Here is a 17,654-nt window from a genome sequence, read left to right as displayed (position 1 = left end):
TTGCAGACTTTTTCGATCTAGGCTTTCGTAAATAAATTGGCAATTTTTGAAGAGACTTTAATTGCGGTTTTATCGACGAGTCGAAAGTAAATTTCTGAAAAACCAATCGTGACCAATAGTACGGAAATACAGCTCATGAGTGCCGCAAGTGTATAACTAATCTCTAAAGAAGTCAGATAACCGAATAAAGGAATCCCCACGACATACAGAATCAGTAAATGACTCAAGTAAGCAGAAAAAGACAGTTTGCCCAGATAAATCGTTAACTGATTCGTGATCATTTCTGACAGTTTCTGGTTACCCAAAATTGAGATCACAATAAAAGGTCCTGATAAAAAATTCAGAATTTCATAGGTATGATCGTCGAGTAAATTGTAAAACCACTGATACGATGTGCTGTCGTTATGCACACCCGCAAAATATAAGCCCAAAATAAGGCATGCGGCAGCGACTAGATTAGGAATTTTTTTCTTATTGAGATAAAAAAGTGATCCAATTAAAAAAGCAGCATATCCCAGATAATCCACTTTAAAACACAGGGCGATCGTCGCAATGGGAATGAGCCAGTACAACACCTTCTTCTTTTCCATCATATACAGCAAAAAGAACAATCCGAATGACCCGAAGAACTCAATCTTCATGGTCCAGAGCACCCAATTGTATTCACTATTACCAAACAGGAAAGAACCGATACTCCCTTCATAGAGCGCATGCTGTAAAGAAGGATAAGTAACATTACCTATCTCAGAAGCCCAACTGGTCATACCAGTCGAATCAGGATCAAAAAATGTATAGGCAGCCCAGAGTAAAATACAGGACACAAAAGCGGGGATCATTAAACGTGGATAGCGTTTTAGACTCATCGCTTTGATTTTTTGGATAGGATCTTTGCTATTCACGATGGAATAGGTCAGCACAAAGCCACTCAGCACAAAGAAAATATAAACCGCTGCCGTCCCCGAATACCAAAAGGCAAATGGCGAATTATGGATCCAAAGCTCAATGGATTGTGTGGGGGTTGGCTCATTAAAGAAATAATGCAGGGATGGAAAAAAGCTGAGGGATAAGTGCGAGAAAATTACGAACAGACACGCCACTCCTCTAATTGCTTCAGCTGATTCAATTTTTTCTTTAATCATGGTCATTAAAATATGCTTTCTTAAAAAATCGTCATTAATCTGTAGGCATTATATGACATTCAGAATATATGATCTAATCTTAATATAAAGCAGCAGTTACAAACGCCTCGCGCTTGCAATCATCCATCGTAAATGGAAATCGGCTGAATGATGGAGAATTTGTATTGTTTTAATGTTTTGAAGAATTTTATAAATATTTTCCCTTATCATTGCAGCATATTCGTTTATCCCTTTTCGGAGTTCTTGCCGTGCGCTATACATTCTCTGCCTTCCCCCGTGCGGCCTTTCTGATGGCGACCTTCAGTCTATTCTCGATGGCGACTCATGCAGCCTTGCCACAAGATTCACGACGAGCGGGCGGGATCGCAGTGATCGAAGTGAGCCCAACGACCAAATCGGCAACACTGGATGATCAACCTGTTGCTTTAGTCGCTGATAATAATAAGAACTATGCCGTCGTTGGTATTCCCATCACGGCGACAACAGGCACGCATACGCTAAAGACCGATCAAGGCAATTTTGATTTTAACGTTGCCGACTATGCTTACCCCGAACAGCGTCTAACAATTAAAGACCAAAGCAAAGTGACACCAGACCCTGATGAACTGGCACGTTATCACCGCGAAGCCGTCGAGCAAAATACGATTTATCAATCTTTTACAACCCCACAAGGCAATAGCTTTCCAAGCTTTGTACTCCCTGCACATGCCCGTTTTTCAAGTCCATTTGGTTTTAAACGGTTCTTCAATAATGAACCTCGAGCACCACATGCGGGCTTAGATATTGCTGCAGCATTCGGCACTGTCGCGCATGCGCCTGCAAGCGGTGTTGTTGTGCAAACCGGGGACTATTTCTTTAATGGTCAAACCGTGATGATCGACCACGGTCAAGGGATTATCTCCATGCTGTGTCATCTCAGTCGAATCGATGTGAAGATTGGACAAACCGTAGCCCAAGGGGATGCTATCGGCTTGGTCGGTAAAACAGGACGTGCGACGGGCCCACATTTGCACTGGAGTATTAGCATGAATAATGCACGCGTAGACCCGCTCTTGGTCATTCCAGCATCTGAAAAGCCAAATTAAATGAGCACGGTTAAAGCCCTACTTTTCGATCTCGGCGGTGTCGTCATCGACATCAGCTTTGTCAGTGCGTTTCAGCATTGGAGCGCACTCTCCCCGCTTAGCTTAGAAAACATGCAAGACCGCTTTCAATTTGACGAGGTCTTTCAGCATTTCGAACGTGGTGAGATTGGTGAACCCACGTATTTTGAGCGTTTACGCAAGCAGCTTCAATTGACAGGCAGTGATGATCAAATTAAACAAGGTTGGAATGCGATTATCAGAGGGCAGATCAGTGAAACGTTAGCAGTGGTGCAGCAAGCTCGTCAAAAGCTCCCATGCTTTGCATTTTCGAATACCAACGAAACGCACATCACTCTTCTGGATAGGGACTACTCAGACGTACTAAACACGTTTGATCACGTCTTCCTGTCATCACGAATCGGTATGCGTAAACCTGAACAAGCTGCGTTCGAATTCATTGCACAATCCATTGATGTGCCCGTACATGAGATTCTTTTTTTTGACGATCTCGCAGAAAACGTCAATGGCGCTAAGCGTGCGGGGTTGCAAACCGTGTTGGTTCAAAATCCAAATGATGTGCGCCAAGCACTCTCAGCATTTATTTAAGCTTTTTTTCTGGAATAGCATGAGATTAAAAGCCGCTTCTGTCTCAAACTCACCCCGTAACTCCAATGCTGCACGTTTCTCAGGCTTGGCTTTCCAGACGTAAGGCGTCATCAAGAGTAAATCTTTGAGGGCTTGATTGGGAAGTCGCAGTGGAAAAGATACTTCGCTGCGACTATATAAGGTAAATTGCTCTTCGAATCCGAGCAAAAATTTATCGGGTTCATGAGCAAGCACCTCATCGAACAACCCCTGACGCATCGTCCATAAATGCGTTGGCGCTGGCGTCACTACCAGAACAAACCCTTCAGGCTTTAGCACACGAGCCATCTCTGCAACCGGCAAGGGGCTAAACATGCTACTGGCAATATCCACGGAGCGATCCGCCAGCGGTAACATGGCACCACTGCCGACCAGCCAAGTAATATTTTTAAACTTCTTGGCCGCCAGTTGAATCGCTGTTTTCGCAATATCCAAACCAATCACATCATCTATAAACAGGCGAAAATGACTGGTGTAATAACCCTCCCCGCAGCCTATATCTAACAGTGACTCCGCATGAAGCGGACTGAGTAAGTCAGCAACAGCATCACGAAGTGGTTGATAATAGTTTGCCTGCAAGAACGCGCGACGTGCTTTGACCATATCCGGATTATCCCCCGGATCACGACTTTTCTTATGTTGAACTAAGTGCAGATTGAGATAACCTTCCTTTGCCACATCAAAGTTATGGTGATTGGCACATTGCCATGATCGACCTGAAGAAGCCGCTTCAGAATCGTGCGCAGGCGCGTGCAGTGGTTCATGACATAACGGACAAATCAATTGCGGCATATAAGGTTCATCTTGGGCAATAAAATGAAGTGCTAACCATCACGATTAGAATGAAAACAGCCGCATTTTAACTTAAAAATGCGGCTGCTCTTGACCATTTACGATGCGATTAGAAAATCGAGTCGATTAGTCTTTCGCGTAAACAGGGAATTTTGCACAAACAGCAGAGACTTTCGCCTTCACTTGAGCAATGACATCTGCATCACCTTTGCTATCCAATACATCAGCGATCCAACCTGCCAACTCACGTGCTTCTGACTCACCGAAACCACGAGTAGTGATTGCTGGGGTACCGATACGAATGCCTGAAGTCACGAAAGGTGAGCGCGGGTCGTTTGGTACAGCATTTTTGTTGACGGTGATACCCGCCAAACCTAACCATGCATCAGCATCTTTACCGGTGACGTCTTGTTTAATCAATGACAATAGGAAGAGATGGTTATCAGTGCCGTTAGACACGATGTCATAGCCACGCTCGATCAACACCGCAGCCATAGCACGGGCATTGGTCACGACTTGTTGTTGATACGTTTTGAAGCTTGGGTCCATCGCTTCTTTAAAGCAAATTGCTTTTGCTGCAATTGCATGCATCAGCGGACCACCTTGGTTACCTGGGAATACAGCGGATTGCAATTTCTTTTCAATCGCTTCATTGGCTTTTGCCAAGATCAAACCAGAACGTGGACCGCGTAATGTTTTATGGGTTGTTGTAGTTGTCACATCAGCAATTTGTACTGGGCTTGGATAAACACCAGCAGCAACCAAACCAGCAACGTGTGCCATATCGACCATCAGATATGCACCAACTTTGTCCGCGATGTCACGGAAACGCTGCCAGTCCATCACACGGCTATAGGCCGAGAAACCCGCAATAATCATTTTTGGCTTATGTTCCAGTGCCAAACGCTCAACTTCGTCGTAATCGACTTCGCCTGTTTCAACATTCAGACCATACTGTACTGCATTATAGTTTTTGCCGGAGAAAGATACTTTTGCACCATGCGTCAAATGACCACCGTGTGCCAAGCTCATACCCAAAACAGTATCACCACCTTCCAGCAATGCTAAAAATACCGCACTGTTTGCTTGGCTACCGGCATGTGGCTGCACGTTGGCATAGTCAGCACCAAACAGCGCTTTTGCACGATCAATCGCTAATTGTTCAATCACATCGACATGCTCACAACCGCCGTAGTAGCGCTTGCCTGGGTAGCCTTCTGCGTATTTATTGGTCAGGCTTGAACCTTGGGCTTCCATGACCGCTGGGGAACAATAGTTCTCAGATGCAATCAGCTCAATATGGTCTTCTTGGCGTTGATCTTCTGCATCAATGGCAGCGGCAAGTTCTGGATCAAAAGCATGGATAGAAATATTGGCAAACATGGAAATACCCTCAAGCAGTCAGCGAAAGATGCGAAATAGAAACTAGGCAATTATCTAGGCGGTCAAATCAAGCGGGGGATTTTAACACAATGCCATGCATTAACATCAAAAAATGATGACTGCTTGGCGCGAGTTTTTTCAATTCGACATGAAAAACCCACCAAGCTGACTGCCGGTGGGTTTTGTGAACACTTATCCCAACTTAAATTCGCCACCGCGCTCAAGCGCACGCTGATAAGCGGGTCGGGCATGAATACGATCAAGTAAAGCCTGAATCTTAGGGTAACGACCTGAATTTGCGCCACCTCGCGCACTCGCTGCTTCAAGGGGAAAACTCATTTGAATATCCGCGGCGGTGAGTTCACTCCCTGCAAACCAGAGGGTTTTACTCAATTCAGACTCTAGAAAATCTAAATTGGTATCAATATTGGGTTGGATAAAGAAACTCTTGGTTCGTTGTGAAATCTTCTTGGCAATCGGCTTGATAAAAAAAGGCATCGGTGCCGTCTCAATTCGATTAAACACCAGTTTCATAAGCAAGGGTGGCATCAGCGTACCTTCGGCATAGTGCAGAAAGTATTTATATTTCAGCCAATCTGGCGTATTTTTCTCCGGCAATAGACGACCATCGGCATAACGATCCATGAGATATTCAATGATTGCGCCGGTTTCGGCGACAGTGACATCGTCATCGGTGATCACGGGCGACTTACCCAATGGGTGAATCGCTTTGAGCGATTTCGGCGCGAGCATTGTTTTCGGATCACGCTGATAAAACTTGATCTCATACGGCAAACCGAGTTCTTCGAGTAACCAGAGAATGCGCAATGAGCGCGAGTTATTGAGGTGGTGGACTGTGATCATGTGATCATCCCTATGCGTTAAATAAAAGAGTCATTATTTCAAATGAAATTAATGCCATTCCCCTGCACGAGCAACTTCTGTTTTGATTGCGGCGACATCTAACTCATCAATAAATTGTAATAAATTCTGCCAAACGGGGTGGAAACCATAATCTCCATGGACCATTTCCGCCTTGGCCTGATCTTTAGTCCAACCCTCAACCACTATACGATAAATTGCAATCATCGTCCCTGTCCGGTCAGAACCGTGTTGGCAATGTACTAGGATCGGTTGTAAAGAGGGTGTCGTCGCAATGCGTAGAAACTTGATCACATCTTCATGCTCTGGGTGCCACGTTTTGAAGCGAATTTGCTCTAATCTTAATGTCGAGTTTATTGGTAATTTTGACGCATTATCATTGAACGCGCGCAAAGAAAGGACCGTCTTAATGGGTTGATCCGTTGGGCTTAATGAAGGGTGTTGATTTAAAAAACTAAAACCCTCAGGTGTAGGCTGAGCAGAACGATACAAGCTTGAATTGATGCGATACAGATTAGGTAGACCCGCATTTAATTTGAGCGGAATAGCCCAGGCTTGAGGCCTAGTGCCATCTAGCGCAGCTCCGGCTAAACCACATCCAAAACTGAATAAACCGCTGACCACAATGATTGGATAGAAATACTGCTTGAGTTGAATCCGCATAAGGAAATCCTGTCTACCACTAGAAAAACCTGTGCATTGTCAATAAATCGATTAATAGTAAAAACCTGAGAAATCATCATAGACATCATTTCTCAGGTCATTTTATATCGACATCAAAGATCAATAGGCGACAGGCACACTCGCCAAATCATAGCCAAAGATTGAACGACGATCCTTGGTGTGCAGACGATCGCAATTCTTAGAAATTTGATAGAGTAAATAGCCCAGTGTAGGTAAGTGAGTCCCTACGACGGATTTACCAGTACTTAAGATAGACACACTGGTATCCCGCTCAGGATCGGCCCAACAGAAAATATTGGAAAAGCCCAAGTGACCAAAAGCGTTCGCAGTCATGGGCCCAAATAAGCCAACAGGATTCGCGCCCAACATAAAGCCCGTGCTATAACGCATCGGCGCTAATAAAGTGGTGTCCAAAGTCATGCGTGAGCTTTCAAGCGTCGCGCGGAATACAGTTTTGGGATCAAATATCTTAACGCCATTATAGGTCCCACCATTCAGCAGCATTTCAAAGAAACGCCCTGCCTGTTCGGTCGTGGTATAGATATTCCCGGCTGGACAGATCGTGTCCATAAAACGCTCATCATTGGTGACATTCACCGCAAGATTCAGATCTCCGCCCAGCACATGATTTAGATAGGCATTGGTACCCAGTGCTGGATAGAATCCGGTCGCACTATTCATCGCCGCGAGATCACGAAACTCTGGGGCTAAACCATAATTAAAGCATGGCATGCCCATGGGCTTGGCAACATTATCTTGTAAAAAATCTTTCAGACTTTGCCCGGAAACCCGTTCGACCAACTCACCTAAGATATACCCTGCAGTGACCGCGTGATAAGCAAGACGATAGCCTGAAGGGGATACGGGTTTTGCCGCATACAATAATTTTAAGATCGCGTCTTTATCAAAGAGCAGTTCTGGGCTCACATCAGCATCAATATAAGGAACGCCGCCACGATGTGACAGCAGATGCAAAATCGTTGCGCGGCGCTTACCGTTGACTCCAAATTCAGGAATGTACTGACTTACGGGATCAAGCAGGTCGATCTCTCCCCGCTCACTCAGTAAATGCACCAGCATCGCCGTAACGGCTTTTGATGCAGAAAATAGGCATACGGGCGTGTCAGGTGTAGCGATGATTTTCGGGGTGTCTTTGTGATCATCAGGTCCATTGCCACGGGCATGCCCTAAAGTACGATTCAAAACAATCTGACCTTGGCGACGTAGACAGATCGACAGCATCGGATGATTACCTGTGCGATAAAGTCCCTCAACGGCATGCCAAATATGATCCACTTGTGCTTTGGTCATCCCAGCCAGTTCTGGTGCAACTTCATCAGATGCAATACGAGTAACACTGCTGATATCTTTTGGAACGCGAATGGTATTGGTCGAAAATATTTTCATGTCTTTCCTGCACTTAAATTTGGGGATTTCTGCATTTTATAATCAAACTCATAGAAATCTTATGGCAGCACATTTAACGGGTAACGCAATCAATAAACCATGTCCAAAATTGACAACGGCTTAAACCGCTTCAGCCAATTGGCGATATTGATCTTCTTGTAGACCACAAATCATCACTGCTTTGCCAGCACGATCACCAACCAGAATAGGACGTTTGATCACACTGGTCTTATTTTGCATCAATTGAATTGCTCCAGCACGCGTATTTGCAGCCGCTTGATCGGTCTCGGACAATGCGCGCCACGTGGTTCCTTTGCGATTAATCAGAGTGTCCAGACCGATTTGATCAATCCATGTTTCAAGCGTTGCGGCATCAATACCTGATTTTTTATAGTCATGGAAATTGTAGGGTACACCGAGCTCATCCAGCAGGGTGAAGGCTTTTTTCATCGTGTTGCAGCTTTTAATACCGTAAATCGTGTACATCTATTTTTCCCCAATATTATGAAACCCACATGTCATCCTTAAACAAAAACCCATCAAATGATGGGTTTTTGATTCAACACAGCGCTTGAGTTTAGCAGCATCATGCTGGCTCTGGCTCATTCTGCTTAACCACCTCAAGAACCAGTGCAGACTTACCATCACGCTCACCGACACTCACACGTACGGTGCCACCATGATCAGCCAATTCACCAAACAAGATCTTCTCTGCTAACGGTTTTTTAAGCTCTTCTTGGATCAGACGCTGCATCGGACGTGCACCCATGAGACGATCATAGCCGCGCTCAGCCAGCCATAAACGGGCATCTTCATCCACTTCAAGCAGGACTTTCTTGTCGTCCAACTGCGCTTGCAGTTCAACCAAGAATTTATCCACCACCGAATCAACGACACTCGTGGGCAATGCTGCAAATTGAATCACAGCATCAAGACGGTTACGGAATTCAGGAGAGAACGCTTTCTTCATCATTTCCTGATTATCATGGCTATGATCTTGCTGCGTAAAGCCCATACTTGAACGGCTGATACTTTCCGCGCCGATATTGGTAGTCATGACCAAGACCACATGACGGAAATCGGTTTTGCGGCCGTTATTGTCCGTCAGCGTACCATGATCCATGACTTGCAACAGTAGGTTGAATACTTCTGGATGCGCTTTTTCAACTTCATCTAGCAAAAGCACACAGTGTGGATGCTTATTGATCGCATCGGTCAATAAACCGCCTTGATCAAAACCCACATATCCAGGAGGCGCACCGATCAAACGAGAAACGGTATGACGCTCCATGTATTCCGACATATCGAAACGAATCAGCTCGATACCGAGTACATTCGCCAATTGGCGAGTCACTTCTGTTTTACCAACCCCAGTCGGACCCGCAAACATAAACGAGCCGACTGGTTTTTCAGGTGCTTTAAGTCCCGCACGCGACAGTTTGATCGCTGCTGCAAGCGCAGTAATCGCTTGGTCTTGACCAAATACTACACGCTTCAGATCACGTTCCAGATTCATCAGGACGCTCTTATCATCGGTCGAAACCACTTTCGATGGAATCCGCGCAATCTTGGCAACGATGGCTTCAATCTCAGGCACATCAATCACTTTAGGTTCAGGAGTGATCGGTTGCAGACGTTGGTATGCACCTGCCTCATCCACCACATCAATCGCTTTATCCGGCAAGAAACGTTCCTGAATATGCTTCGCTGCTAATTCCGCGGCAGCATTCAATGCGGCATCGGTATAGACCACGCCATGAAACTCTTCAAAACGTGAGCGCAAGCCTTTCAAAATTGCAATCGTATCGGCAACAGTCGGCTCATTCACATCAACTTTCTGGAAGCGACGCGACAGTGCATGATCTTTTTCAAAGACCTGACGATATTCTTGATAGGTCGTCGATCCGATACAACGCAATGAGCCATTGGCCAATGCCGGCTTGATGAGATTGGACACATCCATGGTACTGCCCATCGATGAACCAGCGCCGATGATCATGTGGATTTCATCAATAAACAAAATCGCATTCGGTTGTTTCTTGAGTTCATCAAGCAACTGCTTCACGCGTTTCTCAAAATCACCGCGATATTTGGTGCCTGCAATCAAAGTCCCGATATCTAGACTGTAGACCACCGCTTTTTCAAGCGGTTGATGGGCTTTACCATTCACAATCAACCATGCCAAACCTTCAGCAATCGAAGTTTTACCCACACCCGGATCGCCCACCAAGAGTGGATTGTTTTTACGACGACGGCTGAGAATTTGAGCCGCACGCTCCACTTCTTTTTCACGACCAATCAATGGATCTGTACGTCCGTCCGCAGCTTGTTCGTTCAAATTAACGGTATAGAGTTGCAATGGGCTCTTTGAAGAATTGGAGCTTTGCTCTTCTTCAGGCTCGTTATCGGAGGAACCATCCATCGGCGAATCTTCATCTTTACGTGTGCCATGAGATAAATATTGAGTCAGATCCAAGCGATTGACTTGTTGCTTCTTCAATAAATAAACCGCGAGACTATCCCGCTCTGAATACATCGCAACCAGAACATCAGCACCCTCTACAGGACGATTGCCACCGCCTGACGACTGTACGTGGAAAATTGCACGTTGCAAAATTCGGTCAAAGCTATCCGTTGCATGAGGTGCCTGTTCATTGGCCTCAGACAGTTTTGGTGTATTTTGATCAATATATTCATTAAGCTCTTGACGCAGTGCTGGAATATCCGCGCCACATGCCTTCAGGGCATTCACGGCCGAATCATTTTCCAGTAACGAGAGCAACAAATGCTCAATCGTCAAAAACTCATGACGTTTCTGTCTCGCCATGGTCACAGCTAAACGCAGAGAAACTTCGAGATGTCGACTCAGCATAATGACCTCATTTGCAACACAAATTGCAGCTTAGTTAATACAACATTAGTTGTGTGATGACCCAATATATCCTTATTCATCACAGCAAAATCCTTTCTTTCAACTGCGAGGGCTACAACACTTGGCTACACAGCAGCGTTAACACCATTTGCACCTTGATTGAATCTCAAATCGCCTGAGGTTCAATCTGACACAACAAGGGATGACCCTGTGCTCGTGCATGACGATTGACTTGTTGTGCCTTAGTCTCCGCGATGTCGCGAGGATAAACCCCTGCAACACCTTTACCTTGATAATGTACAGATAACATCACATCGGTCGCACGGTCAAGATCAAGACCAAAGTATTGTTGTAATACCTCTATTACAAACTCCATGGGGGTGTAGTCATCATTAAACAAGACCACAACATAAAATGGCGGTCTTGCCAGATCTGGCGTCGCGGTCGCAACATCACTTTCATGATGTTCTTCTTGAGGATTCCCCTGATCATCCTCAGGCGCCTGCATTACCACGACATCCTGTACAGAATGGGAAATGCAAGGAAGATGCCAATCAAACGATTCGACTTGAGACTGTTGAAACCACTCCACGGGTGAAAACGGGATCGGCTGAATCACAAAAAAGGATTCGGCACGATTTAAAGGGTGTGCGGCACGACCTCCTACTCTCTTAGACCGAGATCCAAAAGAATTCACCGGCAGTAGTCGGGCTTTCACATTACTGTTCATCATTGCTCCGCAGTCAAACACCATCTCAATAAAAACATGATTAAATACATCAATTAATCATTAATACACAAGGTCTTAACCCATCAAGACGCGGTGGAAACCACTTTTGCTGTACGAGCATCTGGGGTTGCAGTCAACGGCATATTTTTTAGCGGAGCTCCACGCTCCCATGCAAAACGCTGTACCAATGACTGTCCACCAGCATTCGCACTGATTTCAACAAACTCTGGCGTGAAGCCCGATGGCATGGTCCAACGTCCAGTGATGCGCTGAAAATCGGTCAGATTGATATTGGTACTGACTGGGACGGTCACAACTGTATCGCCTTGCAACAGTCGAACAGCAAGTGTTCCTCGCGCAGCACTTGTTTTCTGCCGTAATTGCATCAAATCGATGTGGTACTCAAAAACATTTTGTGAAACCGGGACAATCTCAACATTTTGTAAAGCAAGCGCAATGCCACCAAAGCCCAGCAGGCGATCACGGTACGCCTTTAAGCGCGAATCTGCGAGTGCTTGATCTGCAGTATTCTTCGCCAGAGTATCTGTTAACCCTTTGGATGTCGTCAGTGCGATATCACGCTCTTGAACTGTTTTAGACAAGGTATCGGTGAGTGTCGTAATTGATAATTGCTGCTGTTGTACCTGTTCTTTCAGCGAGTCTAAATCACTGCCACTGGCACCAACTACACTCATGCCTTGGCGATGTCCCACGAAATATCCGAGGGAAACACCACTGACGAGTATCAATATCCCTGTTGCAATCAATAAGCGCTCACGCTCACCGTGCTTCAACCATTTCGCTTTCAATGATTCTTGTATGGGCTGTTGTGTTGATTGTTGCTCATTCATTATTTTTAACACCTAAATACGTTCTCCATCATATCGCGAGATGGTTACAACTGCACATGGCGATTGAAATACTCGCTCCAATCGCCATGTGGACATCACAAACTATGGCATCAGAGGAACAACATCTAAACCTAATGTCTCGGGTAAACCAAACATCAGATTCATATTCTGCACCGCTTGGCCAGCCGCTCCTTTAACCAAATTGTCTTGTACCACTAAAATCACAAGTAAATCACCGTTATTCGGACGATGCAGCGCAATTCTAAGATGATTAGACCCACGAACCGAACGCGTATCAGGCAAACTTCCTGCAGGCATTACATCGACAAATGGCTCATCGGCATAGCGTTTTTCAAACAGTGATTGTAAATCTGTCGCAAGACCCGCTTCCGTCAGACGAACATAGATCGTGCTAAACATACCACGAATCATCGGCACGAGATGCGGTACAAATGTCAGTTTATCGAACACTTGATGGTGTGTCGTATCTGACTGCATTGCCTTTAAACCTTGAGCAATTTCAGGATGATGACGATGACCTTTGACTGCATATGCTTTAAAGCTATCGGAGGCTTCCGAAAATAATAAGCTCACCTCGGCTTTACGACCTGCACCCGATACACCCGATTTTGCATCAATAATCAAACTGGCTGGATCGATCAACGGGGCTTGCTGCTCAAGTAAAGGCAAGAGGCCTAATTGCACTGTTGTCGGATAACAACCAGGGTTACCAATAATACGAGCGGCTTGAATTTTGGCACGATTAATCTCTGGCAAACCATAGACCGACTCAGCTAACAAATCAGGGCAGCTATGCGGCATGCCATACCATTTTTCAAATTCTGCGGTATCCTGCAAACGAAAATCAGCAGCGAGATCAATGACTTTTGTACCATTTTCAACAAGCTCACGGGCTTGTTTCATCGCTACGCCATGCGGTGTTGCAAAGAAAACGACTTGGCAATTCGCCAGTTCATTGGCGTCATTATTGGTAAATTTCAGATCAGTCAGACCACGCAGGCTAGGAAACATGGCATCCACCCGCGTACCCGCTTCGGTACGAGAGGTCAGCGCGGCGATATGAACAGCCGGATGACGTACCAATAGGCGTACAAGCTCAACGCCGGTATAGCCGGTTCCTCCGACGATCCCCACATTTATTTTTTGTGAATCCTTTGAATGGTGATGTTGATCTGGAGAAATACTCATTTCACTACCTTTAAAATGGCTAAAATCTGACTATAGATGGCTGTCGTTACAATAATGCGAGTATGACAGGATAAAACCTCAGACAAAACTGTCAAATGAAGTAGACGTAGCGCGAAGATTGTTCTTTAATGTAGCTCATGTTAATTTTGACCTATAAGTCGCATTTGTCAAAAAGATTTGACAATGAGAATGCTCCAACTAAAAAGACAATCAGTCTATAACCAGAACATCGCGACATTCATTTTTTTGAAGAAAGTGATCTCTTCAAAGATATAGTTCGCAGAATAATGAGGGAGAGCTTGGATGCTTTCAACACCCAGACAGCGTAATTCTCGTAAAAATATTGTCAATCGTACGACGAACACGATCGGACAACATCCTAATCTGCAACCTCCAAGCTCTACAGATGGCACCCCGCCATCCATGCCTCTCTTAAAGAACACAATCAGCAGAAATACTGCAGAAACAACACATCGCCACGCTTACCTACGCATTGCTTTAGCAGTGAGTTTGGCATGCGGTACTGGACTTGCGCTCACAGGGTGTGGTGGAAGTGGTGATGCCACAACGCGTATCGACACAACCCCGCCCACAACGCCTGTTGACCCTACGGTACGCACGTCATACAACATTACTGTGCGCTCTCCCGTTAAGCTGATTAATGTTAAAGCCAGCGCAACTGATGCAGCAACGGGAACGGTACTGGGTACAACAACCATAGCCAGTGGCAATGATTTGGTCATTGCGGTTCCTGTAGCGTATACCAAAAATGGCAATCTGATCGTCATTACACTGAGTCCAGTAGATGGCACATCCAGTTATTTCGATCCGATGCTCAATAATGGTCAGGGAAATCTAGCGCCCTTCAATCAATCCCTGCATAGCATTGTCTCGTTATTCCAATCAGACATAACCTCGCGTATCGATCCGTTTAGCGAGATCGTATATCAAAGGGCACTCACTCGCTCAGGCGTACTTTTCTCAGAACAAACCTTTGGTATGCCTCAGCCCAGCTTTAAAACGTTGGCGCCAGAGCATCTGACATTAGCCAACAATGATTTATCATCCTCTTTTGGTGTATCAAACGGAACCCAATTTTCAGGGTTTATCAATAGCTCCAATGATATTGCTGCGCTACGCATTTACTCGACTGCAAACAATACAGCCAACCCCTTTAATGTTGTCAATCCCCAAGTCAGCAATGAGCTGGTTGCACTCGGTCAGATTGCACTATACGCACAGAATAATGCTTCAGAAACGACGCCTTATTTAAACTTTGCATTACGCGCAGCACTGGATATGCGTGATGGAGACTTAGATGGCATGACCATTAATGGTGGCGAAAAAATTGGCACCGCTCTGATCGCAAATCCGATCCTCTATAGCGGCGTTAGCGCTCCGGTGAATAACGATCCAAATCGCAATAATGTGACGAACTTGCTGACTGACAATACCGCTTTGCGCGAGGCCCACGGCACTGCAGTGAAGCAAGCTGCGATCCAGTTTTTTAATAGCGTCAATGCCGCCCCTACATCGACGACTCATCTGGATACGGACACACTGGGCTATATCCAAGACTTCAACTATGCCAACTTTACCTATAAGGCAACCAGCACGGTAAGTAGCACTCGCACTGGTGCAGGCAACTTTACCTATGCCTTTGGACTACCCACAGGAACAGACTTTAAAAATCTACTTGACGCCAATGATGGGTCAGGTCGCTCAAACGATATCATGCAATTGAACGGTGTCTATAAAAACAGTAGCGGCTGTCAGCTGAATATCGGCTATGAAGGAACGGTACAACTCAGTCAAGGCAGTCTTTCTTTTACCAGCGTGGTTAATCGTAAGTCGTCGGATAGCCTAACGCGCCTCTCTGGTGATAATTACTTGCTTAACGTTACCTCAGCAGATCAAACCGCTCCGCGTTTTATCCAAGTTCGTACAGTAGCCGGTAAAGTCATCAGTGCGATAGAGGGACGCTCGACTCAAGCCGTACCTATTAATCTAGATACAACTGATTTGACCTGTAATTTTTGATTCATACTGACGTCAAATTGCGTCAAACCTGAGACACACTCAAGGTTTTCGCAATTTGACGGGTTTCAAGCATGATCATGAGTAAACGGTCTAAGCCCAATGAAACACTGACATACTGCGAACCGGACTGCACAGCTCGATTCGCAGTGCTTACACTACCCACTTTAATCCCATCGATATAAACATCTGCACGTTTCTGAGCATCAACTGCTGCCTCGTAGAGTAAAAACAGTGGCATTTCAAGCCCAAGCGTCGGTTCAATAAAGTGCGTGAATATGACATCAAGCCATGCTTGACGATCCTCTCCAAGCGAAACATTAAGTCCCAACCGCCTCGCCTGCTGCCGCAGCTCGACTGCTGACAAATCAGCAGGATCAAAACCCAACCTTGGAATAAAGGCTTGGCGATAAGTGCGTTGTTCAGGCTCAATATCCCCTGAAAAAATAGCACCAAACATTGCCGTGATATCAGTCAATGCCTGTGTAATATCCCACTCAGGTTGGCACCAATGCAGCACTGAAAACTCTGCTAAATGACGTCGATCCAAGACCTCATTCCGAAATACCTTGCCAATCTGATAAATCGCACCACTACCCGCTTCCAGTAAGTGTTGCATTGCGCTGAATACCGCTGTCTGCTCATCACCAGTGTCATCCATCGCTGTCTCGACTTCCACAATTTGCCTTACCCTAAAAAAATCACGCAAATTGGCGTATAGAACTGCACGGGCATGCATGGCGCCTAAAGAAACTGTAGGTAAAGAAACGATGCTCATCCCTGATCCCCATAGCTTGACCACTCACGTCGTAGCGGATAATCACGTCGTAATCGATCAAAATCAACGGGATCAATGGATTGTTCTCCGCTGCTATCTTGCTTTAAACAAGCCCGTAAGGCAAGATCATCCGCATGCATGCTGGAAATCTGCGGCAATAGCTGTGGCAACTGCTCAAGTAAGCTGTACTTCTGGTCAAAGAGCTTAGGCATGGATGGCAACATGCCTTCCAGTGTCAGTTGAGGCTTGATGCCTTGCCACTGGCAAAAAGCCTGATAAACCATCTCTGTGCCACGTGCTTTGCCTTCTAAGGTATAACCCGCAATATGCGGTGTGGCGATGGCAAGATTCGCCAGTAACGTATTTGAGATACGCGGCTCATGTTCAAAAACATCTAAAACCACGCTACGAATGGGCTCACCACTTGACTGTGAAAGATTAAAGTCCGCCAGTAACGCGGCCTCTTTGACGACGGGTCCCCGCGCCGTGTTGATCAGGATTGTATCGGGCTTCATCAAAGCCAAAGCCTGTTCATCCATCAAATGATAAGTTGCATTTGCACGATGCTGAGTCAATGGCACATGAATGCTCACCGCATCCACTTGCGGCAGCATCTCTGCCAGCGTGACTTGTTCTATATCAGCATGCGTGACGAAAGGATCCACCCCAATGACTCGCCATCCCAAACGTTTTGCCAATCTGTTTAATCGTGTACCCACATTCCCCAAACCCACAATGCCTAAGGTAAAGCTATCTGATAAAGCCCGCTTAGGCTGCACCATCAGAATAGCGGTCACCACATACTCGGCTACCGCTTGTGCATTGCACCCCGGGGCATTGGCAACAATAACGCCCATCGCCCGAAGCCCTTCGACATCCAAGTGATCCATACCGATTGTTGCGCTACCCACGAACTTCACGCGTTGGTGCGTCGGACTCAGTGCAGTCGCATCTTGCAGGAGTTTAGGCGTCACCTTAGTCACGGAACGAACCAATAAGGCATCTGCCACTTTCAAATTTTCAGCGTAGATCCCCCGCCCTGCATAAGCAGTGACTTCCCCAAAGGATGAAAAAAAATAATCAGTTAAACTTAAATTTTCATCAACCACGATTTGCATTAAAAAGATCTCACTGTTTTCTCTGTTTTTTCTGCATTTAAA

Annotated in this window: 16 protein-coding genes; 3 read left to right on the top strand and 13 right to left on the bottom strand. The window is 45.7% G+C overall.

The features are described 5' to 3' along the window. Nucleotides 1-17: 17 nt before the first annotated feature. Nucleotides 18-1,145 (bottom strand): acyltransferase family protein, encoded by a 1,128-nt coding sequence (locus HYN46_RS04180; protein WP_228254882.1) that lies wholly within the window; start codon nucleotides 1,143-1,145, stop codon nucleotides 18-20. Nucleotides 1,146-1,429: 284 nt separating this feature from the next. Between HYN46_RS04180 and HYN46_RS04175 the strand changes: the two genes are divergently transcribed. Both HYN46_RS04175 and HYN46_RS04170 read left to right on the top strand, forming a co-directional pair. Further along, nucleotides 1,430-2,224, top strand: a complete 795-nt coding sequence (locus HYN46_RS04175) for a peptidoglycan DD-metalloendopeptidase family protein (protein WP_114900593.1) — start codon at nucleotides 1,430-1,432, stop codon at nucleotides 2,222-2,224. Then, nucleotides 2,225-2,830: an HAD family hydrolase gene (locus tag HYN46_RS04170; protein WP_114898233.1), complete on the top strand. Its 606-nt coding sequence runs from the start codon at nucleotides 2,225-2,227 to the stop codon at nucleotides 2,828-2,830. On the opposite strand, the gene HYN46_RS04165 is transcribed toward HYN46_RS04170, so the two are convergent. The 10 genes from HYN46_RS04165 to argC all read right to left on the bottom strand — a co-directional run bounded on the left by HYN46_RS04165 (nucleotide 2,816) and on the right by argC (nucleotide 13,679). Then, a complete protein-coding gene (locus HYN46_RS04165; protein ID WP_114898232.1) occupies nucleotides 2,816-3,661 on the bottom strand; it encodes a putative RNA methyltransferase in 846 nt (281 codons plus the stop codon). The two genes, HYN46_RS04170 and HYN46_RS04165, sit on opposite strands and share 15 nt — an antisense overlap. 126 nt (nucleotides 3,662-3,787) lie before the next feature. Further along, nucleotides 3,788-5,044: a serine hydroxymethyltransferase gene (gene glyA / locus HYN46_RS04160; protein ID WP_114898231.1), complete on the bottom strand. Its 1,257-nt coding sequence runs from the start codon at nucleotides 5,042-5,044 to the stop codon at nucleotides 3,788-3,790. A 192-nt stretch (nucleotides 5,045-5,236) separates the two neighbouring features. Continuing rightward, nucleotides 5,237-5,908 (bottom strand): glutathione S-transferase, encoded by a 672-nt coding sequence (locus HYN46_RS04155; RefSeq protein WP_114898230.1) that lies wholly within the window; start codon nucleotides 5,906-5,908, stop codon nucleotides 5,237-5,239. 48 nt (nucleotides 5,909-5,956) lie between these two features. Then, nucleotides 5,957-6,589 carry a fused DSP-PTPase phosphatase/NAD kinase-like protein gene (locus tag HYN46_RS04150; protein ID WP_114898229.1) on the bottom strand — a complete coding sequence of 211 codons (633 nt, stop codon included), beginning with the start codon at nucleotides 6,587-6,589 and terminating at the stop codon, nucleotides 5,957-5,959. Between the two features lie 120 nt (nucleotides 6,590-6,709). Then, nucleotides 6,710-8,017 (bottom strand): serine hydrolase domain-containing protein, encoded by a 1,308-nt coding sequence (locus tag HYN46_RS04145; RefSeq protein WP_114898228.1) that lies wholly within the window; start codon nucleotides 8,015-8,017, stop codon nucleotides 6,710-6,712. A 120-nt stretch (nucleotides 8,018-8,137) separates the two neighbouring features. After that, nucleotides 8,138-8,503 (bottom strand): Spx/MgsR family RNA polymerase-binding regulatory protein, encoded by a 366-nt coding sequence (locus HYN46_RS04140; RefSeq protein ID WP_114898227.1) that lies wholly within the window; start codon nucleotides 8,501-8,503, stop codon nucleotides 8,138-8,140. Nucleotides 8,504-8,603: 100 nt separating this feature from the next. Continuing rightward, a complete protein-coding gene (gene clpA, locus HYN46_RS04135) occupies nucleotides 8,604-10,889 on the bottom strand; it encodes an ATP-dependent Clp protease ATP-binding subunit ClpA (RefSeq protein WP_114898226.1) in 2,286 nt (761 codons plus the stop codon). A gap of 166 nt (nucleotides 10,890-11,055) precedes the next feature. After that, the gene (gene clpS / locus HYN46_RS04130; RefSeq protein ID WP_407640786.1) at nucleotides 11,056-11,496 is read right to left on the bottom strand and encodes an ATP-dependent Clp protease adapter ClpS; all 441 of its coding nucleotides are present in this window, start codon (nucleotides 11,494-11,496) and stop codon (nucleotides 11,056-11,058) included. A 206-nt stretch (nucleotides 11,497-11,702) separates the two neighbouring features. Beyond that, nucleotides 11,703-12,470: a DUF6776 family protein gene (locus HYN46_RS04125; RefSeq protein ID WP_114898225.1), complete on the bottom strand. Its 768-nt coding sequence runs from the start codon at nucleotides 12,468-12,470 to the stop codon at nucleotides 11,703-11,705. Between the two features lie 102 nt (nucleotides 12,471-12,572). Beyond that, complete coding sequence (argC, locus tag HYN46_RS04120; protein ID WP_114898224.1) at nucleotides 12,573-13,679, bottom strand: N-acetyl-gamma-glutamyl-phosphate reductase; 1,107 nt, start codon at nucleotides 13,677-13,679, stop codon at nucleotides 12,573-12,575. A 303-nt stretch (nucleotides 13,680-13,982) separates the two neighbouring features. On the opposite strand from argC, the gene HYN46_RS04115 reads away from it, so the two are divergent. After that, the gene (locus HYN46_RS04115; RefSeq protein ID WP_114898223.1) at nucleotides 13,983-15,719 is read left to right on the top strand and encodes a hypothetical protein; all 1,737 of its coding nucleotides are present in this window, start codon (nucleotides 13,983-13,985) and stop codon (nucleotides 15,717-15,719) included. Nucleotides 15,720-15,741: 22 nt separating this feature from the next. Here HYN46_RS04115 and HYN46_RS04110 read toward each other — a convergent pair whose 3' ends face one another. Further along, nucleotides 15,742-16,494: an amino acid--tRNA ligase-related protein gene (locus HYN46_RS04110; RefSeq protein ID WP_114898222.1), complete on the bottom strand. Its 753-nt coding sequence runs from the start codon at nucleotides 16,492-16,494 to the stop codon at nucleotides 15,742-15,744. Then, nucleotides 16,491-17,612 carry a 4-phosphoerythronate dehydrogenase gene (locus HYN46_RS04105; protein ID WP_114898221.1) on the bottom strand — a complete coding sequence of 374 codons (1,122 nt, stop codon included), beginning with the start codon at nucleotides 17,610-17,612 and terminating at the stop codon, nucleotides 16,491-16,493. Before HYN46_RS04105 ends, HYN46_RS04110 begins: the two co-directional genes overlap by 4 nt. Nucleotides 17,613-17,654: the final 42 nt, after the last annotated feature.

It is taken from the genome of Aquirhabdus parva, from assembly GCF_003351745.1.
Taxonomy (GTDB): Bacteria; Pseudomonadota; Gammaproteobacteria; order Pseudomonadales; family Moraxellaceae; genus Aquirhabdus; species Aquirhabdus parva.
This window is presented reverse-complemented; position numbering and strand designations above follow the sequence as displayed.

What these genes read in the sequence shown, in the direction of transcription:
- HYN46_RS04110 (WP_114898222.1), bottom strand. Translation starts at nt 16,494, where the DNA reads ATGAGCATCGTTTCTTTACCTACAGTTTCTTTAGGCGCCATGCATGCC.
- HYN46_RS04140 (WP_114898227.1), bottom strand. Translation starts at nt 8,503, where the DNA reads ATGTACACGATTTACGGTATTAAAAGCTGCAACACGATGAAAAAAGCC.
- glyA (WP_114898231.1), bottom strand. Translation starts at nt 5,044, where the DNA reads ATGTTTGCCAATATTTCTATCCATGCTTTTGATCCAGAACTTGCCGCT.
- HYN46_RS04105 (WP_114898221.1), bottom strand. Translation starts at nt 17,612, where the DNA reads ATGCAAATCGTGGTTGATGAAAATTTAAGTTTAACTGATTATTTTTTT.
- HYN46_RS04115 (WP_114898223.1), top strand. Translation starts at nt 13,983, where the DNA reads ATGCTTTCAACACCCAGACAGCGTAATTCTCGTAAAAATATTGTCAAT.
- clpA (WP_114898226.1), bottom strand. Translation starts at nt 10,889, where the DNA reads ATGCTGAGTCGACATCTCGAAGTTTCTCTGCGTTTAGCTGTGACCATG.
- HYN46_RS04170 (WP_114898233.1), top strand. Translation starts at nt 2,225, where the DNA reads ATGAGCACGGTTAAAGCCCTACTTTTCGATCTCGGCGGTGTCGTCATC.
- argC (WP_114898224.1), bottom strand. Translation starts at nt 13,679, where the DNA reads ATGAGTATTTCTCCAGATCAACATCACCATTCAAAGGATTCACAAAAA.
- HYN46_RS04165 (WP_114898232.1), bottom strand. Translation starts at nt 3,661, where the DNA reads ATGCCGCAATTGATTTGTCCGTTATGTCATGAACCACTGCACGCGCCT.
- HYN46_RS04150 (WP_114898229.1), bottom strand. Translation starts at nt 6,589, where the DNA reads ATGCGGATTCAACTCAAGCAGTATTTCTATCCAATCATTGTGGTCAGC.
- HYN46_RS04155 (WP_114898230.1), bottom strand. Translation starts at nt 5,908, where the DNA reads ATGATCACAGTCCACCACCTCAATAACTCGCGCTCATTGCGCATTCTC.
- HYN46_RS04180 (WP_228254882.1), bottom strand. Translation starts at nt 1,145, where the DNA reads ATGACCATGATTAAAGAAAAAATTGAATCAGCTGAAGCAATTAGAGGA.
- HYN46_RS04125 (WP_114898225.1), bottom strand. Translation starts at nt 12,470, where the DNA reads ATGAATGAGCAACAATCAACACAACAGCCCATACAAGAATCATTGAAA.
- HYN46_RS04175 (WP_114900593.1), top strand. Translation starts at nt 1,430, where the DNA reads ATGGCGACCTTCAGTCTATTCTCGATGGCGACTCATGCAGCCTTGCCA.
- HYN46_RS04145 (WP_114898228.1), bottom strand. Translation starts at nt 8,017, where the DNA reads ATGAAAATATTTTCGACCAATACCATTCGCGTTCCAAAAGATATCAGC.